The organism is Microbacterium hydrothermale, from assembly GCF_004854025.1.
Classification (GTDB): Bacteria; Actinomycetota; Actinomycetes; order Actinomycetales; family Microbacteriaceae; genus Microbacterium; species Microbacterium hydrothermale.
This window is the reverse complement of the sequence record NZ_STGM01000002.1, coordinates 211,859-234,860: the sequence shown is the minus strand read 5'-3', so window position 1 is coordinate 234,860 and position 23,002 is coordinate 211,859. Positions and strand designations below refer to the sequence as shown.

Annotated in this window: 23 protein-coding genes and 1 tRNA gene; 15 read left to right on the top strand and 9 right to left on the bottom strand. The window is 70.6% G+C overall.

Annotated features, from left to right (window positions below):
- Window positions 1-108 precede the first annotated feature (108 nt).
- From FB047_RS04755 to FB047_RS04745, 3 genes are all read left to right on the top strand, one after another.
- Window positions 109-306, top strand: a complete 198-nt coding sequence (locus tag FB047_RS04755; RefSeq protein WP_136586061.1) for a hypothetical protein — start codon at window positions 109-111, stop codon at window positions 304-306.
- A gap of 64 nt (window positions 307-370) precedes the next feature.
- A complete protein-coding gene (cls, locus tag FB047_RS04750) occupies window positions 371-1,837 on the top strand; it encodes a cardiolipin synthase (protein WP_136586060.1) in 1,467 nt (488 codons plus the stop codon).
- A gap of 205 nt (window positions 1,838-2,042) precedes the next feature.
- The gene (locus FB047_RS04745; RefSeq protein WP_136586059.1) at window positions 2,043-2,783 is read left to right on the top strand and encodes a hypothetical protein; all 741 of its coding nucleotides are present in this window, start codon (window positions 2,043-2,045) and stop codon (window positions 2,781-2,783) included.
- A 19-nt stretch (window positions 2,784-2,802) separates the two neighbouring features.
- On the opposite strand, the gene FB047_RS04740 is transcribed toward FB047_RS04745, so the two are convergent.
- Both FB047_RS04740 and FB047_RS04735 read right to left on the bottom strand, forming a co-directional pair.
- Window positions 2,803-3,036: a helix-turn-helix domain-containing protein gene (locus FB047_RS04740; RefSeq protein WP_136586058.1), complete on the bottom strand. Its 234-nt coding sequence runs from the start codon at window positions 3,034-3,036 to the stop codon at window positions 2,803-2,805.
- A complete protein-coding gene (locus tag FB047_RS04735) occupies window positions 3,033-3,659 on the bottom strand; it encodes a hypothetical protein (RefSeq protein ID WP_136586057.1) in 627 nt (208 codons plus the stop codon). The genes FB047_RS04740 and FB047_RS04735 overlap by 4 nt, the downstream gene beginning before the upstream one ends.
- Window positions 3,660-3,848: 189 nt before the next feature.
- Here FB047_RS04735 and FB047_RS04730 point away from each other — a divergent pair, with 189 nt between their 5' ends.
- The 3 genes from FB047_RS04730 (at window position 3,849) to FB047_RS04720 (ending at window position 7,735) form a co-directional block, all read left to right on the top strand.
- The gene (locus FB047_RS04730) at window positions 3,849-6,374 is read left to right on the top strand and encodes an ATP-dependent Clp protease ATP-binding subunit (RefSeq protein WP_136586056.1); all 2,526 of its coding nucleotides are present in this window, start codon (window positions 3,849-3,851) and stop codon (window positions 6,372-6,374) included.
- Window positions 6,375-6,446: 72 nt separating this feature from the next.
- Window positions 6,447-6,956 carry an amino-acid N-acetyltransferase gene (locus tag FB047_RS04725; RefSeq protein ID WP_136586055.1) on the top strand — a complete coding sequence of 170 codons (510 nt, stop codon included), beginning with the start codon at window positions 6,447-6,449 and terminating at the stop codon, window positions 6,954-6,956.
- Window positions 6,957-7,075: 119 nt separating this feature from the next.
- Window positions 7,076-7,735, top strand: a complete 660-nt coding sequence (locus FB047_RS04720) for a hypothetical protein (protein WP_205822660.1) — start codon at window positions 7,076-7,078, stop codon at window positions 7,733-7,735.
- Between the two features lie 106 nt (window positions 7,736-7,841).
- Here FB047_RS04720 and FB047_RS04715 read toward each other — a convergent pair whose 3' ends face one another.
- Window positions 7,842-9,377 carry an amino acid permease gene (locus FB047_RS04715; RefSeq protein ID WP_136586054.1) on the bottom strand — a complete coding sequence of 512 codons (1,536 nt, stop codon included), beginning with the start codon at window positions 9,375-9,377 and terminating at the stop codon, window positions 7,842-7,844.
- Window positions 9,378-9,526: 149 nt separating this feature from the next.
- On the opposite strand from FB047_RS04715, the gene FB047_RS04710 reads away from it, so the two are divergent.
- The 6 genes from FB047_RS04710 to FB047_RS04685 all read left to right on the top strand — a co-directional run bounded on the left by FB047_RS04710 (window position 9,527) and on the right by FB047_RS04685 (window position 15,127).
- Entirely contained in the window at window positions 9,527-10,882 is a 1,356-nt protein-coding gene (locus FB047_RS04710) for a glutamine synthetase family protein (RefSeq protein WP_136586053.1), read from the top strand.
- Window positions 10,863-11,639, top strand: a complete 777-nt coding sequence (locus FB047_RS04705) for a gamma-glutamyl-gamma-aminobutyrate hydrolase family protein (protein ID WP_136586052.1) — start codon at window positions 10,863-10,865, stop codon at window positions 11,637-11,639. Before FB047_RS04710 ends, FB047_RS04705 begins: the two co-directional genes overlap by 20 nt.
- Window positions 11,636-12,991, top strand: a complete 1,356-nt coding sequence (locus FB047_RS04700; protein ID WP_136586051.1) for an aldehyde dehydrogenase family protein — start codon at window positions 11,636-11,638, stop codon at window positions 12,989-12,991. Before FB047_RS04705 ends, FB047_RS04700 begins: the two co-directional genes overlap by 4 nt.
- A 179-nt stretch (window positions 12,992-13,170) precedes the next feature.
- A complete protein-coding gene (locus tag FB047_RS04695; RefSeq protein WP_136586050.1) occupies window positions 13,171-13,950 on the top strand; it encodes a 3-oxoacyl-ACP reductase in 780 nt (259 codons plus the stop codon).
- Between the two features lie 23 nt (window positions 13,951-13,973).
- On the top strand, window positions 13,974-14,690 hold the full coding sequence (locus FB047_RS04690; RefSeq protein WP_136586049.1) for a FadR/GntR family transcriptional regulator: 717 nt from the start codon (window positions 13,974-13,976) through the stop codon (window positions 14,688-14,690).
- Between the two features lie 26 nt (window positions 14,691-14,716).
- Window positions 14,717-15,127 (top strand): dehydrogenase, encoded by a 411-nt coding sequence (locus tag FB047_RS04685; RefSeq protein ID WP_136586048.1) that lies wholly within the window; start codon window positions 14,717-14,719, stop codon window positions 15,125-15,127.
- Between the two features lie 431 nt (window positions 15,128-15,558).
- On the opposite strand, the gene radA is transcribed toward FB047_RS04685, so the two are convergent.
- Genes radA through FB047_RS04670 form a run of 3 tightly spaced genes read right to left on the bottom strand, consistent with a single transcriptional unit; the run spans window position 15,559 to window position 18,560 of the window.
- Window positions 15,559-16,926, bottom strand: a complete 1,368-nt coding sequence (radA, locus tag FB047_RS04680) for a DNA repair protein RadA (protein WP_136586047.1) — start codon at window positions 16,924-16,926, stop codon at window positions 15,559-15,561.
- 58 nt (window positions 16,927-16,984) lie between these two features.
- A complete protein-coding gene (locus FB047_RS04675; protein ID WP_136586046.1) occupies window positions 16,985-17,584 on the bottom strand; it encodes a DUF4304 domain-containing protein in 600 nt (199 codons plus the stop codon).
- 22 nt (window positions 17,585-17,606) lie between these two features.
- Window positions 17,607-18,560: an L-lactate dehydrogenase gene (locus FB047_RS04670; RefSeq protein WP_136586045.1), complete on the bottom strand. Its 954-nt coding sequence runs from the start codon at window positions 18,558-18,560 to the stop codon at window positions 17,607-17,609.
- Between the two features lie 306 nt (window positions 18,561-18,866).
- Here FB047_RS04670 and FB047_RS04665 point away from each other — a divergent pair.
- From FB047_RS04665 to FB047_RS04655, 3 genes are all read left to right on the top strand, one after another.
- Window positions 18,867-18,957: transfer RNA gene (locus FB047_RS04665), tRNA-Ser, on the top strand.
- A gap of 323 nt (window positions 18,958-19,280) precedes the next feature.
- Entirely contained in the window at window positions 19,281-19,955 is a 675-nt protein-coding gene (locus tag FB047_RS04660) for a DUF433 domain-containing protein (RefSeq protein WP_136586044.1), read from the top strand.
- Window positions 19,955-20,299: a PIN-like domain-containing protein gene (locus FB047_RS04655; RefSeq protein WP_136586043.1), complete on the top strand. Its 345-nt coding sequence runs from the start codon at window positions 19,955-19,957 to the stop codon at window positions 20,297-20,299. The genes FB047_RS04660 and FB047_RS04655 overlap by 1 nt, the downstream gene beginning before the upstream one ends.
- 124 nt (window positions 20,300-20,423) lie before the next feature.
- On the opposite strand, the gene panB is transcribed toward FB047_RS04655, so the two are convergent.
- Genes panB through FB047_RS04640 form a run of 3 tightly spaced genes read right to left on the bottom strand, consistent with a single transcriptional unit; the run spans window position 20,424 to window position 22,959 of the window.
- Window positions 20,424-21,278 (bottom strand): 3-methyl-2-oxobutanoate hydroxymethyltransferase, encoded by an 855-nt coding sequence (gene panB / locus FB047_RS04650; RefSeq protein WP_136586042.1) that lies wholly within the window; start codon window positions 21,276-21,278, stop codon window positions 20,424-20,426.
- Window positions 21,275-22,162 (bottom strand): pantoate--beta-alanine ligase, encoded by an 888-nt coding sequence (gene panC, locus FB047_RS04645; RefSeq protein ID WP_136586041.1) that lies wholly within the window; start codon window positions 22,160-22,162, stop codon window positions 21,275-21,277. Before panC ends, panB begins: the two co-directional genes overlap by 4 nt.
- On the bottom strand, window positions 22,159-22,959 hold the full coding sequence (locus FB047_RS04640) for a DUF2520 domain-containing protein (protein ID WP_136586040.1): 801 nt from the start codon (window positions 22,957-22,959) through the stop codon (window positions 22,159-22,161). The genes panC and FB047_RS04640 overlap by 4 nt, the downstream gene beginning before the upstream one ends.
- Window positions 22,960-23,002 lie beyond the last annotated feature (43 nt).

Sequence of the window (23,002 nt, the reverse complement as noted above, 5' to 3'; positions counted from 1 at the left end):
GAGGGTGCCGCGTCGGGGCGCGAGCGCGCGGGCCGGGAAACCTCGATCGTGGAGAACCCGTTCATCGTCGCGGCTGGGGAGGAGTCGTGCGCGGGTATCCTGGTGGGTATGGACAACACCTGGGTCGCGGCGCTGTGGGCGATCCTGCCCACGATCGTCGTCTCGGTCGTGTTCTTCTTCATCCTCCGCAACGTGATCCGCATGGACCGCACCGAGCGCAAGGTCTACTCGCGCATCGAAGCCGAGGAGCGCGCGAAGCGCGGCCTTCCCCCGGTCGCCCCCGCGCGCGAGGGCTCCGCGAACTGACGATCTCGCGGCGGTTGTCGGACCCCGTCGCTACGCTGGGTGCACAACCCGCCCAGGAGGATCCGTGATCAACGCCACGTTCGACGCGAGCTGGCTCGTCATCACGCTGTTCGTCGTCGATCTCGTGGTGCGCATCGCGGCCGTGATCATCGTGCCCCGCAACCGCCGGCCCACCGCCGCGATGGCCTGGCTCCTGGCGATCTACTTCATCCCCTTCGTCGGGGTCTTCCTGTTCCTGCTGATCGGCAACCCCCGGCTCCCGCGCAAGCGCCGTCGCAAGCAGGCCGCGATCAACGAGTACATCCACGACACCAGCGCCTCGCTGGAGTTCGGCACCCTGCGGCCGAACGCCCCCGACTGGTTCCGCGCCCTGGTCCGCTTGAACCGCAACCTGGGGGCCATGCCGATCGCGGGCGACAACGCGGCGACGCTCATCGCCGACTACCAGCAGAGCCTCGATGCCATGGCCGAGGCGATCCGGCGGGCGACGCGCTACGTCCACGTCGAGTTCTACATCCTGCAGACCGACGACTCCACCGACAACTTCTTCCGTGCTCTCGAAGAGGCGGCCGAGCGCGGCGTCGTGGTCCGCGTGCTGCTCGATCACTGGGCCAATCGCGGGAAGCCGTTCTACAAGCAGACCCTCCGCCGGCTCGACGCGATGGGCGCGCACTGGCACCTCATGCTCCCCGTGCAGCCGTTGCGCGGGCGCTACCAGCGCCCCGACCTGCGCAATCACCGCAAGCTTCTCGTCATCGACGGCGACGTGGCGTACATGGGCTCGCAGAACGTCACCGACTCCTCGTACAACCTGCGCAAGAACATCCGCCGCGGTCTGCACTGGGTGGACCTCATGGTGCGCGTCGAGGGCCCGGTGGTGGCCAGCATCAACGCCGTCTTCCTCTCGGACTGGTACAGCGAGACCGACGAGACTCTCACCGACGAGATCGACCTGTTCTCGGTCAGCTCGGGGCCCGGCGACCTCGACTGCCAGATCGTGCCGTCGGGGCCGGGCTTCGATTTCCAGAACAACCTCAAGCTGTTCCTCGGGCTGCTCTTCGCCGCCCGCGAGCGCATCATCATCGTCAGCCCGTACTTCGTCCCCGACGAGGCTCTGCTCCTCGCGATCACCACGGCGTGCCAACGCGGGGTGCACGTCGAGCTCTTCGTCTCCGAAGAGGGCGACCAGGCGATGGTCTACCACGCTCAGCGCAGCTACTACGAGGCACTCCTGCGCGCGGGAGTGGTCATCTGGATGTACCGCAAGCCGTTCATCCTGCACAGCAAGAGCGTCACGATCGACGACGAGGTCGCCGTCATCGGGTCGAGCAACATGGACATGCGCTCGTTCGGTCTGAACCTCGAGGTGTCGATGCTCGTGCGCGGCGAGGAGTTCGTGCGCGACATGCGCGCCGTCGAGCACACCTACCGCCGTCTGAACCGGCAGCTCACCGTCGAGGAATGGCAGCGTCAGCCGCTGCGGTCGACGATCCTCGACAACCTCGCGCGCCTCACCTCGGCCCTGCAGTGACTCCGCGGCATCCCCTGTCCGGGGCGATGCCCTCCTCCGTCGTCGTCACCCGCTCAGCGCGCGGAGTTCCCCGAACGATCGACGCGCCCGTCGCGGCGAGTCCCGCGACAGCCGGCGGATCGCTTCCGCGCCACGCAGACGGTTCGCCGCCGGCATCCAGGATTCTCCGCCATCATGGGCCGGAACTCGCCCCCCGGAGGTTCACATGTCCCGTCACCGTCTGACGCTCGCCGCCCTCGTCGGCGCGAGCCTTCTCGCCGCCGGTGCGCTCACCGGGTGCGCCACGGGAGCCGCTCCCGGGTCCGCCTCGCCTTCGGGTACCGCCTCGTCCGCGGCTCCGGATGCCGAGACTGCGGCGCCGCCCGCCGGCGTCGAGGCGGCCTGGCTCGACGCGGGCCGTTCCGTCGCCGTCGTGACGTGGGGGAGTTCGTCGTGCCCACCCGTCGCCGAGGGGGCCACCGCCGCCGGGGACGGCACTGTCTCCGTCACGCTCGCGGACTCCGCGCGCACGGACTGCGCGCGCGACATGGCGCCGCGGGCCACGCTGGTCAGCCTGCCGGCGGGCGTGGATCCGAGCGGGCCCCTCGAGCTGACGGTGGAGGGCGTGGTCGAGGGGCGGACGACTCTCGCCGCTCTGCCCGCCCCTCCGGCGGATGCCGGCCAGTTCGCGCCGAGCGCCGGATGGGTGGACGACGCTCTCGTCGCGATCGTGACCTACGGGAGCTCGGGCTGCCCTCCCACCGTGGAATCGGTGAGCGCCTCCGGCTCCGACATCGTGGTGCAGTTCGCCACCCCGCCCGCCGATCAGGTCTGCACGATGGACATCGCTCCGCGGGTCACCCTCGCCGAGGTCGGCGAGGACGCGCCCGAGGGGGAGGCGTCGGTCGTGCTCTCGGGCGGGGGGATGGAGTCGACCGACCCGATCCCGGTGCTCGGCTCGCGCTGACGCGCAACGAGGATCCGGGTCAGCGCGTCACGACCAGCAGGTCGCCCACCTCGCAGTCCAGCGCCCGGCAGATGGCCGACAGCGTGGAGTAGCGGATCGCGCGCGCCCGGTCGTTCTTCAAGACCGAGAGGTTGACGACCGAGACGCCGACCAGCTCGCTCAGGCGGGTGAGCGTCATCCCGCGGGCCTCCAGCAGCTCGTCCAGGCGGCAGTGGATGCCGGTGGGCCCGTCGTCCGCGGCGGCCGGGGTCACACGAGCCCTTCCGTGTCGCGCTGCAGGCGGTCGCCGACGGCGAAGACGGTGCTCGACAGGGCCGCGACGAAGCCGACCACGATAAGAATCGGCAGATCGATCTGCTGCGTCAGCCCGCGGTCGTAGGTGCGCTCGGACAGCCAGGCGAGGGCGCCGTTGGCGACCATGTTGTGGAAGAACGGCACCGCGAAGGCGGCGACGAGCGACACGATGCCGACCGCGACGACGAGGCGGGTGTGCCGCCGGCTGAAGATCTCGCCGCGCAGGATGCCGATGCACAGGATCAGCAGGAGAACGACCACCGCGACGACCGCGGCGGCCAAGATCCCCTCCGACAGGAACAACGCCCAGAGGGAGGCGAGGGGGAGCGACGGTGCCGTGACCACCGCGCCGGTCAGCTCGACCGGAACGGATGCTCCGTCGGGGCCGATCGGCGCCTGGGCGACCGTGTCGAGGAAGTCGATGGGGACGCGCACGTCGCGGTTGCCGGCGGCGGCGACGATCGTCGCCGCGGAGCTGATCACGGCCCAGACGGCGATCGCGACGCCCGCGACGATGAAGAGCAGGAAACTGCCGGTGTCGCCGCGCGAGAGGGTGCGCGCGGCGGGACGGGGGGATGCCATGATCGCTCCTTATCGAGAATCGTTGTTATCGGTGATCGATAAAGTATCGACTATCGATGGGGTTCGCAAGAGCGGATGCGAGGGCGGTATGCCCACGGCGAACACGCGTCCGTGGCCTCCGGCCGCTGGTTACTCTCGATGTACGGCGCGCGGAGGCGTGCCTGTCAGCCCATTTCTGGAGGGACTGAGATGTTCGAGAGATTCACCGACCGTGCCCGTCGTGTGGTCGTCCTCGCCCAAGAAGAGGCGAAGATGCTCAACCACAACTACATCGGCACCGAGCACATCCTGCTCGGGCTGATCCACGAGGGCGAAGGTGTCGCCGCGAAGGCGCTCGAGTCCCTCGGCATCTCGCTCGACGCCGTCCGCGAGCAGGTGCAGGACATCATCGGCCAGGGTCAGCAGCAGCCGACCGGCCACATCCCCTTCACGCCGCGCGCGAAGAAGGTGCTCGAGCTGTCGCTGCGCGAGGCGCTCCAGCTGGGCCACAACTACATCGGCACCGAGCACATCCTCCTCGGCCTCATCCGCGAGGGAGAGGGTGTCGCCGCCCAGGTGCTCGTCAAGCTCGGCGCCGACCTGAACAAGGTGCGCCAGCAGGTCATCCAGCTCCTCTCGGGCTACCAGGGCAAGGAGCCCGCGGGCGTCGCCACCGGCGCCGGCGAGCAGCAGTCCTCGGGTGCCCAGGGCGGTTCGGCCGTGCTCGACCAGTTCGGTCGCAACCTCACCCAGGCCGCGCGCGACAACAAGCTCGACCCCGTCATCGGGCGCGAGAAGGAGATCGAGCGCGTGATGCAGATCCTGTCGCGCCGCTCGAAGAACAACCCCGTCCTCATCGGCGAGCCCGGTGTCGGAAAGACCGCCGTCGTCGAGGGCCTGGCCCAGGCCATCGTGAAGGGCGACGTCCCCGAGACGCTGAAGGACAAGCAGGTCTACTCGCTCGACCTCGGCTCGCTCATCGCCGGTTCCCGCTACCGCGGTGACTTCGAGGAGCGCCTGAAGAAGGTCACCAAGGAGATCCGCACGCGCGGCGACATCATCGTCTTCATCGACGAGATCCACACCCTCGTGGGTGCCGGTGCCGCCGAGGGCGCGATCGACGCGGCATCCATCCTCAAGCCCCTCCTCGCCCGCGGCGAGCTCCAGACCATCGGAGCCACCACGCTCGACGAGTACCGCAAGCACTTCGAGAAGGATGCCGCTCTCGAGCGCCGCTTCCAGCCGATCCAGGTGGCGGAGCCGAGCCTGCCCCACGCGATCAACATCCTGAAGGGCCTGCGCGACCGCTACGAGGCGCACCACAAGGTGCAGATCACCGACGGAGCGATCGTCGCCGCGGCCAACCTCGCCGACCGCTACATCAGCGACCGGTTCCTGCCCGACAAGGCGATCGACCTGATCGACGAGGCCGGCGCCCGCCTGCGCCTGTCGATCCTGTCGTCGCCGCCGGAGCTGCGCGAGTTCGACGAGAAGATCGCCAAGGTCCGCGAGCAGAAGGAGCAGGCCTCCGAGGAGCAGGACTTCGAGAAGGCCGCGTCGCTCCGCGACGAGGAGAAGTCGCTGCTCGCCGAGCGTCTGCGCCTCGAGAAGCAGTGGCGCTCGGGCGACGTCGCCTCGCACGCGGTGGTCGACGAGGGCCTGATCGCCGAGGTGCTCGCCCAGGCGACCGGCATCCCGGTCTTCAAGCTCACCGAGGAGGAGTCCAGCCGCCTCATGTTCATGGAGAAGGCCCTGCACCAGCGGGTCATCGGCCAGGAAGAGGCGATCGCGGCCCTGTCGCGCACGATCCGTCGTCAGCGTGCGGGCCTGAAGGATCCGAAGCGTCCGAGCGGTTCGTTCATCTTCGCCGGCCCCACGGGCGTCGGAAAGACCGAGCTTGCCAAGGCGCTCGCCGAGTTCCTCTTCGACGACGAGGGCGCGCTGATCTCGCTCGACATGTCGGAGTTCGGTGAGAAGCACACGGTCTCGCGGCTGTTCGGTGCCCCTCCCGGATTCGTCGGCTTCGAAGAGGGCGGCCAGCTCACCGAGAAGGTGCGTCGCAAGCCGTTCTCGGTCGTGCTGTTCGACGAGATCGAGAAGGCCCACCCCGACATCTTCAACTCGCTGCTGCAGATCCTCGAAGAGGGTCGCCTGACCGACGGTCAGGGTCGCGTCATCGACTTCAAGAACACCGTGATCATCATGACGACGAACCTCGGTTCGTCGGCGATCGCCGGTGGCCCCGTGGGCTTCCAGGTCGAGGGCAGCGCCCAGACCTCGTACGAGCGCATGAAGGGCAAGGTCGACGAAGAGCTGAAGCGCCACTTCAAGCCCGAGTTCCTCAACCGCGTGGACGACGTGATCGTCTTCCCGCAGCTGAACAAGGACGAGCTGCGTCAGATCGTCGGTCTGTTCGTCAAGCGCCTGGCCGACCGCCTGCTCGACCGCGACATGACGGTGGAGCTGTCGGACGACGCGAAGGACAAGCTCATCGAGATCGGATTCGACCCGACCCTCGGTGCGCGCCCCCTGCGCCGCGCCATGCAGCGCGAGGTCGAGGACCGTCTGAGCGAGAAGATCCTGCACGGCGAGCTCGAGTCGGGCGACCACGTGAAGGTCGGCGTCGAGAACGGACAGTTCACCTTCGACAGCGCGCCGCGCGGCGACAAGGTCGCCATCGGTGTCGGAACGGCCGGCGAGATCGCCGCCACTCCCGACACGCTCGCGGGGAGCTGAGACGCATAACAGACAGGGACCTGGATGCCACGGCATCCGGGTCCCTTCTGTGTTGCGGCGTACGCTGGTTCGATGACCTCTGCCACGCCGTTCGTCGTCCGCCCCGCCGCGACCGCCGACGTGCGACGTATCCACGAGCTGCTCGAGCCGTTCGTGCAGAAGCGCATCCTGCTGGGCAAAGACCTCGTGGTCCTCTACGGCTCGGTGCAGCAGTTCGTCGTCGCCGAGGTCGACGGTGTCGTGATCGGATGCGGCGCGCTGCACGTCATGTGGGACGACCTCGCCGAGATCCGCACGCTCATCGTGCACGACGACTGGCTGCACCACGGCGTCGGGCGAGCGATCGTGGAAGACCTCGAGCAGCGGGCGCGCGATCTGGGTGTGGCCCGCCTGTTCTGCCTCACGTTCGAGGTCGACTTCTTCACGCGGCGCGGCTTCGCACCGATCGGGGAGCAGGTCGTCGACCCCGACGTCTACTCGCAGCTCGTGCGCAGTCCCGACGAGGGCGTCGCGGAGTTCCTCGACCTGGCGCACGTGAAGCCCAACACCCTCGGCAACACCCGGATGCTCAAGCAGCTCTGAGTCGTCCGCCACGCCGGCTGCCGCCCCTCGCGCCCGGCGAGGCGGCGAAAGCGCTGTGAGGGCGCCGGGCGGAGCGCGCCGTGGCGGGTCGGCACCGCTGCGGCGCCTACCCTGGAACCATGACCGATGCCCCCCGTAGGCGGAGGCAGTCCCCGGCGGTCTACCGTCGACGTCGTCTCGCGGCGGGGCTTCTGGCCCTCGTCGTGATCGGCCTCGTCGTGTGGCTCGTCGCGGCTCCGCCGTGGCGCTCCGCCCCGACAGCCCTCGACACGCCCGCGCCCGCCGAGAGCACCCCCGCCGCCGTCGCGAGCCCGTCCGCCCCCGCGGTGGCGTCGAGCTCGCCGTCGCCGACCGCCAGCACGCCGACCGGACCCGTGGAGTGCACCGCGGCCGACATCACCGTCGAGGCGCTCTCCGACAAGGGGCAGTACGGCCAGGGCGAGAACCCGCAGCTGTCGATCCGGCTCACCAACACCTCGGCCGGGCCGTGCACGATGAACGTCGGCACGAGCGCGCAGTCGTTCACGGTGACCAGCGGATCCGACGTGTGGTGGCGCTCGACCGACTGCCAGACTGAGCCGAGCGACATGGAGGTCACCCTCGCGGCCGGTCAGGTCGTCACCAGCTCGGCTCCCCTCACGTGGGACCGCACGCGGTCGTCGGTGGGGTCGTGCGAGAGCGAGCGCCCCTATGCGCCCGGCGGTGGGGCGACGTACCACCTCAGCGTCTCGATCGGCGGCATCCCCTCCGCCGGAACGGCGTCGTTCGTCCTGCAGTGAGGCCTCTGGGCCCCGAGCCCGGCTCACCGGACGAAGGCGCCCCGAAACCCTCGGCGGGCGAAGCGGAGGGGCGGATGCCGCGGCATCCGCCCCTCCGTTCCGTCGCTCAGGAGCGCCGGTCGCCGAACACCTCGCCCTCCATCGCGTCGTACCCCTCCTTCTGCGGGTCGCCGTGCAGGCCACCCGACAGGGCGTACTCCTCCTCGGGCGACAGCACGAGGCGATGCCGGCCGTAGACGGCGAACGCGATGAAGATCACCGCGTAGACGACGATGATCGCGACGATCGCGAGCAGGTAAGCCGGGTTCAGCAGCAGTCCGAAGAACACGACCGCGGCGATGATCGCGGCCGAGTACGCCCCGAACAGGCCCCAGGGGCTCTTGTACGGACGAACCGCATTCGGGAACTTCCGCCGCAGCACGATGAACGACACCATCTGCAGGAAGTAGGCCAGCACGGCGCCCCACACGGCGATGTTCAGCACGATCGCGCCGGCCGGGCTCGCGTCGCCGCCCGCCGCCTGCACGACCACGAGGGCGACGAAGCCGAGGACGGCGCCGAACACGAGCGCGACCCAGGGGGTCTTGCGGGCTCCGGTGAGCGACAGCCAGCGCGGGTAGTACCCGGCGCGCGAGAGCGAGTACATGTTGCGGCCGTAGGCGAACATGATGCCCATCAGCGACGCCAGCAGGCCGACGAGCGCGAGGAGCGACAGCAGGGCCGCGGCCTGGTCGCCGACCATCGCGCGGAAGCCGTCGAGCAGGGGTTCGAGCGAGCTGCCGGTCGCGTCGGCGCCGAGCACCCCGGTGTTCAGGAACAGCACGATCAGACCCGTGACGATGAGCGTGCCGCGGGCCCACAGGCCTGCGCGCGGGATGTCGCGCGCGGGGTCGTGCGACTCCTCGGCCGCGAGCGGGAGCTCCTCGATGCCGAGGAAGAACCACATCGCGAAGGGGAGCGCCAGCAGGATCGAGCCGACGCCGAAGGGGAGGAACTCGGTGTTGCCGTCGGTGGGCGCGATGTTCCACAGCGAGCCCCAGTCGAAGGCCCCCGTCATGAGCGACATCGCGCCGAACACGACGATGATGCCGATTGAGATGATGGAGACCACGATCGCGAAGCCGAACGAGATGTTCGCTCCCGCGGCGTTGAGGGCGATGAAGAGCGCGTAGAGGATGATCCACCAGACGAACGCCGGAAGGCTGACGCCGGTGAGCAGCTCGAGGGCGGAGTCGGCGTACTGCCCCGAGAAGTAGACGACGACCGCGGTGGTCGCGACGTACTCGATGGTCTCGGCGAGGCCCGTCGCGAGGCCGCCCCAGGGCCCCATCGCCGAGCGCGCGAACGAGTAGGCGCCGCCGGTGTGCGGCATCGCGGCGGCCATCTCGCCGATCGAGAAGGTCAGGCCGTAATACATGACGACGAGGATGACGAAGGCGATGAGCATTCCGCCGAAGCCCGCGAAGCCGATGCCGAAGTTCCAGCCCGAGAAGTCGCCCGAGATGACCGCGGCGACGGCGAGGCCCCACAGGCCCCACACCCCCGCCGAGCGTTTCAGGGTGCGTTTCTCGAAGTAGGCGGCATCCGTCGTCGTATAGGTGGCTCCGGCGACCTTTTTGCGGGAATTGCTCGAGGTGGACATGTGACCTCCAGAAGGATGATGGCTGGCTTCGGGCTCGCCTTGCGCAAGATCATGGCCCTCTATTGGTCGACGTGTCTACCTTTGGCGTGTAAGTTCCTCGTTACGTCCTCGGATCGGAGGGCGACGGAAGGCGAGAGGAAGACGACACCATGGCGGGCAATCTCACCAGCGCGGAACTGGATGCCGCGATCGACGCGGGCGAGATCGACACGGTCGTCGTCGCGTTCCCCGACGCGCAGGGCCGTCTCGTCGGCAAGCGCGTCGCGGCACGGTTCTGGCGCGACGAGGTGCGGGGGCACGGCGCCGAAGCCTGCAACTACCTGCTCTCGGTCGACGTCGACCTCAACACCGTCGACGGATACGCGATGTCGAGCTGGGAGAAGGGCTACGGCGACATGCTGCTCGTGCCCGATCTCGACACGCTCCGCCGCATCCCGTGGCAACCGGGAACGGCGCTCGTCTTCGCCGACCTCGCATGGGAGGACCGCGCTCCCGTGGTGCAGTCGCCGCGCGGCATCCTGAACGCCCAGCGCGAGCGGCTGGCCGAGCGGGGTCTCACGGCCTACGCGGGGACGGAGCTCGAGTTCATTGTCTTCGAGGACTCGTTCCGCGACGCCTGGGCCAAGGGGTACACCGGGCTGACCCCCTCGACCGATTACAACGTCGACTACAACCTGCTCGCCACCACGCGTCTGGAGCCCCTGCTGCGCGACATCCGCGTCGGCATGGACGGTGCGGGCATGTACTGCGAGGGCGTGAAGGGCGAGTGCAACTTCGGTCAGCAGGAGATCGCCTTCCGCTACGCCGAGGCCCTCGAGACCGCCGACAACCACACGCTCTACAAGAACGGGGCGAAGGAGATCGCCGACCGCCACGGCAAATCGCTCACCTTCATGGCGAAGTTCAACGAGCGCGAGGGCAACAGCTGCCACATCCACCTGTCGGTGCGCGGCGACGACGGCGCCGCGGTGATGGCAGGCGACGGCGACCACGGCTTCAGTCTCCTCATGCAGCACTGGATCGCCGGCATCCTGGCCACCCTCCGTGAGTTCACGCTGCTGTACGCGCCCACGATCAACTCCTATAAGCGCTACGCGAAGGGCTCGTTCGCCCCCACCGGCGTGGCCTGGGGAATGGACAACCGCACGTGCGCGCTGCGCGTCGTCGGTCACGGGTCGTCGCTGCGCGTCGAGAACCGCGTTCCCGGGGGAGACGTCAACCCCTACCTCGCGATCTCAGCGATCATCGCGGGCGGTCTGCACGGGATCGAGAACGAGCTCGAGCTTCCCGCGCCGCTCACCGGCAACGCGTACGCCGCGGGGGTCGACACCCTCCCGACGACGCTGCGCGAGGCGGCGCGCCTGTTCAGCGAGTCGACGATCGCCCGTTCCGCCTTCGGCGACGACGTCGTCGAGCACTACCTCAACCAGGCGCGCATCGAGGTCGAGGCCTACGACGCCGCCGTCACCGACTGGGAGCGGGTCCGTGGTTTCGAGCGTCTCTGATCCGCAGCGGACCCCCGTCGTGGGGCTCACGACCTACCTCGAGCGCGCGAAACAGGGGGTCTGGGACGTGCGGGCCTCGTTCCTGCCGCAGCAGTACTTCGACGCGGTGACCGCATCGGGCGCCTCGGCGGTGCTCCTTCCCCCGCAGCCCCTGCCCGAGCAGGCCGCCGCCGCCGTGCTCGACGGCATCGACGGGCTCATCCTCACCGGCGGGCTCGACGTGCAGCCCGAGCTCTACGGCGCCGAACGCCACCCCACGACCGACCCCGCGCGCGCCGACCGCGACGCGTGGGAGATCGCCCTGCTCGCGGGGGCGCGGGAGCGCGGCATCCCGGTCTTCGGCATCTGCCGCGGGCTGCAGCTCATCAACGTCGCGATGGGCGGGACGCTGCACCAGCACCTGCCCGAGGCGCTCGGCACCGAGCGCTACCGCATCGGCGGGGGCGTGTTCGCCGAGAACACCGTCGACGTGGATGCCGACACCCGGCTCTCCGGCCTCGTCGGCGCCGGGGAGCTCACCGTCCACAGCTACCACCACCAGGGCGTCGACCGCGTCGCCGAGGGACTGCGGGTCACCGCGCGCACGGACGACGGGCTCGTGCAGGCCGTCGAGCTGCCGGGCGACGACTACCTCGTGGCCGTGCAGTGGCATCCGGAGGAGAACGCCGAGGACCGGCGGCTCTTCCTCGGGCTCGTCGCCGCTGCCGCGCGGTACCGGGCCGAACGTTCCGCTCACCACCAGGAAGTGTCCGCATGAGCACCTTCACCGTCATCGACCCGTCCACGGGCTCGCCCATCACGACGCTCGAGCGCGCCGAGATCGATCAGGTGGATGCCGCCGTGGCCGACGCCGTGCGCGCGCAGCGCGCGTGGGCCGCTCTCGCCCCGGTCGCCCGCGCCGACGCCCTGCGTGCGTTCGCCCGCGTCGTCGAGGCGCACGTCGAGGAGCTCGCGGCGCTCGAGGTGCGGAACTCCGGGCACCCGATCGGGTCGGCCCGGTGGGAGGCGCAGCACGTCGCGCAGGTGCTCAACTACTACTCCGGCGCCCCGGAACGCCTGATCGGGTCGCAGATCCCGGTCGCCGGCGGCCTCGACGTGACCTATCACGAGCCGTACGGCGTGGTCGGAATCATCGTGCCGTGGAACTTCCCCATGACGATCGCCGCGTGGGGCTTCGCGCCCGCGCTCGCCGCGGGCAACGCGGTGGTGCTCAAGCCCGCGGAGCTCACGCCCCTGACCGCCGTGCGCCTCGGCGAACTCGCGCTCGAGGCCGGGCTCCCCGAGGGGCTGTTCCAGGTCGTCGTCGGATCCGGCTCGGTCGTGGGGCAGCGCTTCGTGTCGCACCCCGACGTGCACAAGGTCGTCTTCACCGGCTCGACCGAGGTGGGCACCGAGGTCGCCGCCGGATGCGCGCGGATGCTCAAACCCGTGACCCTCGAGCTCGGCGGCAAGAGCGCGAACATCGTCTTCGCCGACGCCGACCTCGATAAAGCCGCGGCCGGGGTTCCCGGTTCGGTCTTCGACAACGCCGGTCAGGACTGCTGCGCGCGCAGCCGCCTGCTGGTGCAGCGGAGCGTGTACGACCGTTTCCTCGAGATGCTCGAACCCGCCGTCGCGGCGTGGAAGGTCGGCGACCCGCACGACGAATCGACCCAGATGGGACCGCTCATCTCGGCATCCCATCGCTCCACCGTCCAGGGCTTCCTCGACGGGGTCGACGTCGCCTTCCGCGGCTCGGCGCCCGAGGGTGACGGCTTCTGGTTCGCCCCGGCGGTCGTGCTCGCCCAGCCGGGCGATCGCATCGCGCGCGACGAGGTGTTCGGGCCTGTGCTCGCCGTCATGCCGTTCGACGACGAAACGGATGCCATCCGCCTCGCCAACGACACCGCGTACGGTCTCGCCGGCTCGATCTGGACCGAGAACCTGGGCCGCGGCATCCGGGTGTCCCGCGGGGTGCGCAGCGGCGTGCTGTCGGTGAACTCGCACTCCTCGGTGCGGTACGCGACCCCGTTCGGCGGCATGAAGGCCTCGGGCCTCGGCCGCGAGCTGGGCCCGGATGCCGCCGAGCACTTCACCGAGGTGAAGAACGTCTTCTACGCCACCGAGTGACCCCCGCCCCCGCCCTCCCTCCCTCTGCCGCCCTCCCTCCCTCTGCCGCCGGCCGGCGCTTCGGCCGGTTCGCCCCCCTCGTCCCACTTATGACGGTCCTCTTCCCACTTATGGCCGGTCTGGAGGCCCCACACCAGCCATAAGTGGGACGAGGTCCAGCGCGAAAGGAACACCGCACCATGACCATCGACCTCACCCAGCGCCTGCGCGACCGCGTCGCGATCGTCACCGGCGGCGCGAGCGGCATCGGCCTCGCCACCGCCCGCCGCTTCGCCGCCGAGGGCGCGCGCGTCGTGATCGCCGACCTCGACGAGACCACCGGCGCCGCCGCCGCCGAGGCGGTGGGCGGGGTGTTCCGGCAGGTGAACGTCGCCGACGAGGCCTCGGTCGACGCGCTCTTCGACGGCGTCGCCGCCGACCTCGGCAGCGTCGACATCGCCTTCAACAACGCCGGCATCTCGCCCGCCGACGACGACTCGATCGAAACCACTGAGCTGCCCGCCTGGGACCGCGTGCAGGACGTCAACCTCAAGAGCGTGTACCTGTGCTCGCGCGCGGCGCTGCGGCACATGGTGCCGGCGGGCAAGGGGTCGATCATCAACACGGCCTCCTTCGTCGCCCTCCTGGGGTCGGCCACCTCGCAGATCTCCTACACCGCATCGAAGGGTGGCGTGCTCGCCATGACCCGCGAGCTCGGCGTGCAGTTCGCCCGACAGGGCATCCGCGTCAACGCGCTGTGCCCCGGACCCGTGAACACCCCGCTCCTGCAAGAGCTCTTCGCGAAGGACCCCGAGCGCGCGCAGCGCCGCCTCGTGCACGTGCCGATGGGCCGGTTCGCGGAACCCGAGGAGATGGCCGCGGCTGTCGCCTTCTTGGCATCCGACGACGCGTCGTTCATCACCGCGACGGCCTTCGTGGTCGACGGCGGTATCACCAACGCCTACGTCACCCCGCTCTGAGCCCGGCATGACAGGCTGAGAGGGTGAGCGAGGCGCCCCTGGACGACCTGCGGCGGGCCGTCTACCGGCCCGTCCGCAGCGGCAACGCGCTCGAGGACACCACGGCCCGCATCGTGCAGACCGTGCGCCTCGGTCTCGTCGCCCCCGGGGAGTCACTGCCCGCCGAGCGCGAGCTCGCGTCGCTGTACGGCGTCAGCCGCGACACCGTGCGCGAGGCGATCCGCGAGCTCGCCGACGCCGGATGGCTCGAGACCCGGCGCGGCCGCTACGGCGGGACCTTCGTCGTCGATCCCGTCCCGCGTCCGTCGGAGCCCGCCGTGGTCTCGGCCGCGGAGCTCGGCGACGTCATCGCGCTGCGCGGGGTGCTCGAGCCCGGGGCCGCGTGGGCGGCGGCGGGACGATCGCTGTCCGCCGACGAGCGCGACGTGCTGTGGGCGCGGCACGAGAGCGCGGCGCACGCCGACGGAGAGGACTACCGCCGACTCGACACCCTGCTGCACCTCACGATCGCGGAACTCGCCGGCATCCCCTCTCTCGTTCCCCTGGTGGCCGACAATCGCGCGAAGGTGAACGCGTGGCTCGACACCTTCCCCCTGCTGCCCCGGAACATCGACCACTCCACCTCGCAGCACGCCGCGATCGTGTCGGCGATCCTCTCGGGCCGACCGGATGCCGCCCACGCGGCCATGCGGGATCATCTCGCGGGTTCCGAGGCCTTGCTGCGCGGGTTCCTGGCCTGACCGCGCCGCCGGATTAGGCTCGGAGGATGGCCGGGAGCAAGAAGCGCAGAGGGAAGAAGCACGACATGGACTTCAAGAACACCGCGCTGACCGACGCCCTGCAGACCCAGGACATGGCCGCGATCGCCTTCGCCCTCCGGCACGGACCGACCGTCGTCCCCCTCATGACGCCCGGCGACGCCGACAACCCGCTGAGTGTCGGGGAGGTCTGGACGTACCGCGATCCGAACACCGGGCAGGTCGCGCTGCTGCTGTTCAGCGACGCGGCGCACAAGCCCGAGACTCTGCCGCCGCACGTCGCGCTGCAGTCTCCGCAGTGGCTGCGCTCGTTCCTGGGCGCCCATCAGGATGCCATCACCACGGTGTTCATCGACATCGCGGGGCCGCACCCGATCCAGGCGTCACCGGCCGACCTGATCGCCGCTCTCGACGCCTGACCTGCGTCGGCGGGCTGTCTGCGCCGCGCGGGGCCGCTGCGGAGCCGGGGCTGATGCGTCGCGCGGGGGCGTGCGTCGCGCGGGCGCGGCGCCGACCCGCGCGTGGCGCGGGCTTCGGGCGGTCGAGTGTCCGAAACACCCGGACCATTCGTCGGGGCGTCCGGGTGTTGTGGACACTCGACCGGAGGAAACGTGACGCGGCGGGGCGGTGCGGCGGCACGGCGCCGGGGACGATGCGGCGCGGGTGAAGGACCCGAGTCGCGCGGGTGAAGGACCCGTGCAAGACTCGACGGCATGGAGTACCTGATCGCCGGTGCCGTGTGCGCCGCCGGACTTGTCATCCCCGCCGTGCTGGGCATGACCTCCCCGCACCGTCGTCGCCGGTCCGCTCCTCCCGGGCGCTGAACCGTCGGCTCCTGTCGGCCGGCCGGTCAGAACCCCGGTTCGCTGTCGTCGCGCGGCACGCCGCGCACCTGCAGCTCGTTGAGCGCCTGCGCGAGCTTGCGCGATGAGGCGTCGAGCACCGTGTGATACCCCAGCCGCTTCGCCTCGGAGGCGCGCTGCGCGGCCTGCGTGACGTTGCGGATCTCGCCGGTGAGCGTGAGCTCGCCGATTGCCGCGAGCCGCTTCGACACCTTGCGGTTCTTCACGGCGTTGGCCACGGCGATCGCGATCGCGAGGTCGGCGGCGGGCTCGACCAGCCGCACACCGCCCACGGTGGACACGTAGACGTCGCGGTCGGAGAGCGTCAGCCCCATGCGGCTCTCGAGAACGGCGAGCACCATCGCGACGCGCGAGGAATCGACGCCGTTCACGATGCGGCGCGGGTTGGGTGCCGTCTGTCGGACGGCGAGGGCCTGGATCTCGACGGGCAGGGCGCGCCGCCCCTCCATCGCGATCGTGACGCACGTGCCCGGCTCGGGTTCGCCGTGACCGAGGAAGAGGGCGCTCGGGTCGGCGACCTCGGCGATGCCGGTGCCGGTCATGTCGAAGCAGCCGACCTCGTCGGTGGGGCCGAAGCGGTTCTTGAGCGCGCGCACGAAGCGCAGGGAGGTCTGGCGGTCGCCCTCGAAGTGGCAGACGACGTCGACGAGGTGCTCGAGGATGCGGGGGCCGGCGATCGATCCGTCTTTGGTGACGTGGCCGACGATGATGACGGGGAGCCCCCGCTCCTTGGCGACGCGGATGAGGGCGGATGCCACCTCGCGCACCTGGGCGGGCTGACCGGCGGCTCCGTCGCTGTGGGCCGACGACACCGTCTGCACCGAATCGACGATGAGGAGGCCCGGCTCGACCTGGTCGATGTGGCCGAGGATGGTGGCGAGATCGGTCTCGGCGGCGAGGAACAGCTCGTCGTGCAGGGCGCCCGTGCGTTCGGCGCGCAGTCGTACCTGCGCGGCGGACTCCTCGCCGCTCGCGTAGAGCACGCGACGCCCGGCGCGGGCGCTCTGGGCTGCGACCTCGAGCAGGAGCGTCGACTTGCCGACGCCGGGTTCGCCGCTCAGCAGGATCGCCGCACCGGGCACGATGCCGCCGCCGAGAACCCGGTCGAACTCGCCGACCCCGCTCGTGCGACGCGGGGCGTCTTGCGTGTCGATCTCGGTGATGCGCCGTGCGGCGCGGGCGGCGCCGGGGGCCACGGGGACGATCGAGCGGACGATCCCGGTCTGCTCGGCGGCCTCGACCACGGTGCCCCACGACTGGCACTCGCCGCACCGCCCGACCCACTTGAGCGTCGTCCATCCGCACTCGGTGCACCGGTAGGGAGCGGGGGCTGTTGCAGGACGACGGGATGCCATGCAGTCAGGCTACGCGGGGCCTCCGACATCGCTGTCGGCGAGGCCGTGGCATCCGGAATCAGGGGAGGGTGACGCCGTGCGTCTGCGCCGTCTTCCCGAAGCGCGCGGCGAGGCGCGGCCAGCGGTCCTCGGCGCCGAAGAGGCGGCGCGCGGCGTCGAACTGGGCCCGAGCCTCCTCAGACCGGCCGGTGGCGCAGAACCACGCGAACAGCCCGTCATCGAGCACGTACCCGCCGTCGAGGAGAGTGCGCGCCAGCGACGCCGCGTCGGTGATCCCGTCGAGGTGGGTCACGACCTGCTCGATGGCCGCGGGGAGCGCGGTGGTCAGGGCCTCGGCATCCCGTTCCACGTCGACGCGGTCGGTCGGCCAGTCGCTGATCTCCTCGAAACGCGTCTCGAACTGCGCGTTCGCGCCGGTCAGGTCGCCGGGAACCGTGCGCCCGATCGCGCGATCGAACTCCGCGACGTACGCCCGGGCGTTGACGTAGAACCGGACGCCGTCGGCACTGTTGCCGTGGCTCCGCTGAACGTCGATCTCGTGCACGATGCCGTCGCCGACACGGGTCCAGACGTATCTCTTCTTGCGGAACCCGTGACCCTTGAGCACCCCGCCGATCGCGGCGACGGCCTCGGCGAAACGCTCCTCGATCTCGCTCATTCGGCGATGTTATCGACGGGGATCAGCCGCGCAGCGAATCGGCGACGGTCGTCAGCGCGTCGGCGGAGCGGCGGAGCAGCGTCAGCTCTCCGTCGGAGAACGGGGTGCCGGTCAGCGGAACGGCGCCCTTCGCGCTCACGATCGAGGGCACCGAGAGGGCCATGCCGCTGATCCCGTGGAAGTCTTCGAGCACGGTGCTGACGGGGAGGATCGCGTGCTCGTCGCGCAGGATCGCCTCGACGATCCGGGCGCTGGAGAGACCGATGGCGTAGTTCGTCGCGCCCTTGCCCTTGATCACCTTGTACGCCGCGTCGCGCACGTCGACGGCGATGGCGTCCAACTGCTCCTGGTCGAAGCGCGAGCCGTCGGGCAGCTCGAACTCCGTGATGGGGACCGATCCGATCGTCGCGGTCGACCACAGGGGGAACTCGGTGTCGCCGTGCTCGCCCACGATCCACGCGTGGACGCTCGAGGTGGCGACTCCCGCGCGCTGCGCGATCTTCCAGCGCAGGCGAGAGGTGTCGAGCACGGTGCCCGACGCGAAGATCCGCCGCGTGGGCAGGTCGGTCGCCTCCTGCGCGAGCACGGTGAGGACGTCGCACGGGTTGGTGACGATGACGTAGATCGCGTTGGGGGCGACCTCGAGCAGCTTCGGCATCATGTCGCGGATGATGCGCGCATTCGTCGCGGCGAGTTCGGTGCGCGTCTGGCCGGGGTTCTGCTTGGCCCCCGCGGTGATGACGACGACGTGCGAGCCCTCGGCCACCGAGACGTCACTGCCGCCCACGATGTCGCTCGAGCCGGTGAACTGCGTGCCGTGGGCGAGGTCGAGCACCTCGGCCTCGACCTTCTCGGTCGCAATGTCGTAGAGCGCCACGTGGCGTGCCGACCCGCGGATGAGAGCCGCGTACGCGACGCTCGCCCCCACGCTTCCCGCGCCCACGACCGTCAGTTTCGAGTTCTCGATCACGCTCATGGCTCGATCCTGGCAGCGCTCGCGAGGCGGCTCCAGAGGGGTGTTTCGACGGTGGAGGAACGGATGCCGCGGCCTCGGTCCGGGGCGCGCGCGACGTACGAAACTCCTGAGTTCCTCGCTGCGAACGCCTCGGCGCGGGAGGATGCGGGGTCGGGAGCGCCATTTCTCAGGAGTTCCGCACGCCGGGCAGGAGCGGCAATCTGCTGAGAGCCTGTTCTCCTGCGTCCCGCACGCCGGCGCGGGCGCGGCGACCCGCCGGAGGGCGCCGATTCGCGGCATCCGGTCTTGTGTCGTAAGCTTGTCGGCGGTGACGTGTCCGAGCGGCCGAAGGTGCAACTCTCGAAAAGTTGTGTAGGGTAACCCCCTACCGTGGGTTCAAATCCCACCGTCACCGCCATTTTCACCAGATCAGCCCCGCTTTCGAGCGGGGCTGATCTGCGTTCGGGCCTCCGCGCTTCGAGAAGTGAACCCGAGCTGCTCGGCCGGAACGCCCCCCCGCGGACGGACGCTCGTGCGGAGGATTCGCCGCACGTGGTCGCCGTCACGCTCGAGCTCACACCGGCTCCGAGGCGGATGACCTGCGGCGCGCGGCGGCCGGGGATTGCGGTGGAGGGTGCGCGCTTCCGCATTCGGCGGCGGGCGATGCCGTCGGGCCCCCGGGGCCGTGATCGCGAGACGGTGCCGGGTGCGCCGGAACCGGGGCGGGCGTAGTCTGTTTGCATGCAAACGGCGATCTCGGAGGCGGTCTACACGACACCGATTTACACCCTCACCGAGGCCGCGCAGATCATCCGCGCCCCCGCATCGTCCTTCGGTCGTTGGGCGCACGGCCATGCCTTCACGCAACGAAGCGGCACCGAGAAGGGGTGGAGTGCTCCTCTGCTCAGCGGGGTCAGAGGTGGGCGTGGGTACACCGTCCCGTTCAACGCGCTGGCCGAGGGATACATCGTCGAGGCGTTTCGTCGCGCGGGACTACCGATGGCTCGGATCCGTCCTGCTGTCGAGGTCCTTCGGCATGAGCTCGGCATCGAAAACGCGTTGCTCAGCGAGAAACTGAAGACCGACGGAGCCGAGATCCTCATCGCGAACGGGGACAAGGACCTCGTTGTCGTCCGCAATCATCAAGGCGTGTTCCGAGACGTGGTGGACCAGTATCTGCAGACGATCCGATACCGGGACGGATTCGTCGAGTTCCTCCGACTGCCCGGGTACGAGCGAGCCGAGGTGATCGTCGATCCTTCGCGCAACTCGGGCCAGCCGACGATCGCGCGCCTCGGAGTACGGGTGGAAGACGTGCTCAGCCGGGTACGGTCCGGCGAGGCGATGGTCGACGTCGCCGAGGACTTCGGGCTGGAGGACGAGGAATTGGCCTCACTGCTCGTGCAGGCCGCGTAATGGCGCCAGGACCGCGCTTCCTCCTCGACCGCCCCGTCGGCGGTCGCGTTCTGGTGGCGCGGCTTCGCGAAGCCGGGTGGGATGCGCGCACGCTCGCCGAGGAGTACGGCGACGCTCGCGCGCAGCAGATGAAGGACGAGGAGTGGATCGCGGCCGGAACCGAGGCTGGGTTCCTGCTGCTCGCGAAGGATCACCGGGTCGCCGTGCGCCCGTTGGAGGCCCGAGCGATCTACATGCACGACGCGCGCGTCATCGCATTCGTGCACGGCGACCTGACGTCTCGCGTCATGGGCGATCTCTGCCTCAAACACGAGAAGGCGATCCACCGGCTGGCGACTATTTGAGCGCCCTTCGTCTTCTCCCTCGGAGTCGGCGGCCTGCGACGGAGGAAGCTGTACGCGCCCTGACGCGCGCGAGGGGCAGTGGGACCCGGCCCCGCTCCCCGAAGCGTGCGCCCGCCCCGCCCCGTCAGCGCCCGTCCACGAACTCCCGCACCGCCGCGGCCGCTTCGGGCGCGGCCCGGTACACGTGCTCGGCGCCGGGGAAGACGCCGTCGCGCACCTCTTGCGCGTAGGCGCGGACGCCCTCGACCATCGCGTCGCCGACGGAGGCGTAGGTCTTGACGAAGACGGGGGAGCGGCCCTCGGTGATGCCGAGCAGGTCGTGCATCACGAGCACCTGACCCTCGGCCGCCCCCGCGCCGATCCCGATGACGGGGATGTCCAGGGCCCGGCGGATCTCGGCGACGACCTCGGCGGGCACGGCCTCGATGACGAGGGCGAAGGCTCCCGCCGCCTGCACGGCGAGGGCCTCGCGCGCGACGCGGACGGCCTCGTCGGTGGTGCGGCCCTGGGCGCGCAGGCCCCCCAGCGCCGTGGCGGTCTGGGGGGTGAGTCCGACGTGACCGACGACGGGGATACCGGCCTCGACGATCGCGCGCAGGCGCGACAGGCGCGCGGGGTTCGCTCCCTCGATCTTGACGGCATCCGCTCCGCCCTCGCGCACGAAGCGGACGGCCGTCGCCACCGCCTGCTCGTCGCTGACCTCGGTCGATCCGAACGGCAGGTCGCACAGCAGCAGCGGCGTCCGCACCGCGCGGCGCACCGCTTTGCTCAGAACGAGCATCTCGTCGACGGTCACCGAGGTGGTGTCGGGGTGGCCCAGCACGACCTGCGCTCCGGAGTCGCCGACGAGCACGATGTCGACCCCGGCGCGTTCGGCGACGCGACCCGAGACGAAGTCGTACGCCGTGACCATGACGATCGGCGTCCCCTCGTCGGCGAGGGTGCGCAGGCGTCGCAGGGTTACCGGGGGAGTGGTCACGATGCGGGTCCTTCGATGCTGATCCGGTCGTCGACGCCGGGGGTGAGGGTGACGTTGTCGATGAGGCGGACCGGGCCGACCCGCACGGCCACGAGGAGCAGCGCCGCGCGGGTCACCTGGTCGACCGGCTCGAGTGCATCGGCGTCGACGGTCTCGACGTACTCGGCCGCGAGACCGGCGGCGGTGAGCTCGGCGTCGACCTCGGCGCGCAGGCGCCGGGAATCGCGGATGCCGTCGGCGAAGGCATCCTGAGCCCGCCGGAGCGCGCGCGGCACGACCGACGCGAGCTCGCGCTCGGCCGGTGAGAGCCGGGTGTTGCGGCTCGAGCGGGCCAGGCCGTCGGCGTCGCGCGAGGTCGGCAGCGCATGGATCGCGACGGGCAGTCCGAGGTCGGCGACCATGCGGCGCACGACCACCACCTGCTGCGCGTCCTTCGCGCCGAAGTAGGCGCGATCGGGCTGGACCGCGACGAGGAGCTTGGCCACGACCGTGGCCACGCCGTCGAAGTGGGAGCGGCCGCGGACGGCTCCCTCGAGGGTGCCGGTGATCGCCCCGCCGACCGAGACGGTGGTGGAGAACCCGGCCGGGTACATCTCGGCGACCGAGGGGGCGAAGACCAGGTCGGCGCCGGCGCGCGAGGCGAGGGCGACGTCGTCGTCCTCGGTGCGCGGGTACGCGGCGAGGTCGGCGGCCTCGCCGAACTGCGTGGGGTTGACGAAGATCGACAGCACCACGACCGCGTTCTCGGCGCGCGCGGTGCGCACGAGCGACAGGTGGCCCTCGTGGAGGGCTCCCATGGTGGGGACGAACCCGACCGAGTCGGTGCGGTGGGGGGCGAGGGCTGCGCGCAGGTCGGCGACCGTGCGGACGATGCGGGCGGTCATGACGGTGCCTCCGTGACGGCGGGGGACGGGGCCGGATGCAGCGGGCTCGCGGCGGTGCGGGGCGCGGCCGCGAGGTCGCGGGTGGCCTCGACGAGCGCGTCGAAGAGCGGCAGTCGTTCGGGGAGACGCTCGCTGACGGCCCGGCGCTGACGCGCGACCGTGGCATCGTCGCCGCGCGCGACCGGTCCGGTGAGGGCGGCAGCGGCGCCGTGCGCGGCCCAGTTGTCGACCGCGGCCCGCACGAGGGGAACCAGGGCGGATCGCTCGACGCCCGCGGTCGCGGCGAGCTGCTCGGCGATTCCCTCGAGCGTGACGAGGAAGTTCGCCGCGACCGAGGCGGCGGCGTGGTACGCGGGCCGATCCTCGTCGCGTACGTGCACCGTCGTCATCCCGAGGATGCCGGCGATCCCGGTGGCGACATCGAGGGCGGCGGGCGTCGACCCGGCGACGGCGGCCGTGACGCCCGCGAAAGAGGTGGCGGCGCCGGTGACCGTCAGCAGGGGATGCAGGCCGAAGGCCTCGTGCGGGTGAAGCACCGACAGGTCGAGCGCTCCCGAGAGGTGCCCCACCGTGCGGCCGGGCGCGAGCGCGCTCGCCGCCGTGGCGATCTCGGCATCGGGCACGGCCAGCAGCACGACGGGGGCGTCGGCTCCGGTCGCTCCCCGGCCCGCGGGACCGAGCACGCGGACGTCGGCGGCGCGGAGGGCGGCGACGAGAGCGCGGCCCATGCGTCCGTCGCCGACGACGAGGACGGGTCCGAGCGGGGCCCGAGGGGGAGCGGAGGGGAGCGGGTTCATGAGCGTGAGGCGGCGCCCTCACGGGCGGCTTCGCCGGGTTCCA

Bases quoted from the DNA above. Each gene is read 5' to 3' on its own strand.
- FB047_RS04755 (WP_136586061.1), top strand. From the start codon at position 109: ATGGACAACACCTGGGTCGCGGCGCTGTGGGCGATCCTGCCCACGATC.
- FB047_RS04745 (WP_136586059.1), top strand. From the start codon at position 2,043: ATGTCCCGTCACCGTCTGACGCTCGCCGCCCTCGTCGGCGCGAGCCTT.
- FB047_RS04735 (WP_136586057.1), bottom strand. From the start codon at position 3,659: ATGGCATCCCCCCGTCCCGCCGCGCGCACCCTCTCGCGCGGCGACACC.
- FB047_RS04730 (WP_136586056.1), top strand. From the start codon at position 3,849: ATGTTCGAGAGATTCACCGACCGTGCCCGTCGTGTGGTCGTCCTCGCC.
- FB047_RS04725 (WP_136586055.1), top strand. From the start codon at position 6,447: ATGACCTCTGCCACGCCGTTCGTCGTCCGCCCCGCCGCGACCGCCGAC.
- FB047_RS04720 (WP_205822660.1), top strand. From the start codon at position 7,076: ATGACCGATGCCCCCCGTAGGCGGAGGCAGTCCCCGGCGGTCTACCGT.
- FB047_RS04715 (WP_136586054.1), bottom strand. From the start codon at position 9,377: ATGTCCACCTCGAGCAATTCCCGCAAAAAGGTCGCCGGAGCCACCTAT.
- FB047_RS04710 (WP_136586053.1), top strand. From the start codon at position 9,527: ATGGCGGGCAATCTCACCAGCGCGGAACTGGATGCCGCGATCGACGCG.
- FB047_RS04700 (WP_136586051.1), top strand. From the start codon at position 11,636: ATGAGCACCTTCACCGTCATCGACCCGTCCACGGGCTCGCCCATCACG.
- FB047_RS04695 (WP_136586050.1), top strand. From the start codon at position 13,171: ATGACCATCGACCTCACCCAGCGCCTGCGCGACCGCGTCGCGATCGTC.
- FB047_RS04685 (WP_136586048.1), top strand. From the start codon at position 14,717: ATGGCCGGGAGCAAGAAGCGCAGAGGGAAGAAGCACGACATGGACTTC.
- radA (WP_136586047.1), bottom strand. From the start codon at position 16,926: ATGGCATCCCGTCGTCCTGCAACAGCCCCCGCTCCCTACCGGTGCACC.
- FB047_RS04675 (WP_136586046.1), bottom strand. From the start codon at position 17,584: ATGAGCGAGATCGAGGAGCGTTTCGCCGAGGCCGTCGCCGCGATCGGC.
- FB047_RS04670 (WP_136586045.1), bottom strand. From the start codon at position 18,560: ATGAGCGTGATCGAGAACTCGAAACTGACGGTCGTGGGCGCGGGAAGC.
- FB047_RS04660 (WP_136586044.1), top strand. From the start codon at position 19,281: ATGCAAACGGCGATCTCGGAGGCGGTCTACACGACACCGATTTACACC.
- FB047_RS04655 (WP_136586043.1), top strand. From the start codon at position 19,955: ATGGCGCCAGGACCGCGCTTCCTCCTCGACCGCCCCGTCGGCGGTCGC.
- panC (WP_136586041.1), bottom strand. From the start codon at position 22,162: ATGACCGCCCGCATCGTCCGCACGGTCGCCGACCTGCGCGCAGCCCTC.
- FB047_RS04640 (WP_136586040.1), bottom strand. From the start codon at position 22,959: ATGAACCCGCTCCCCTCCGCTCCCCCTCGGGCCCCGCTCGGACCCGTC.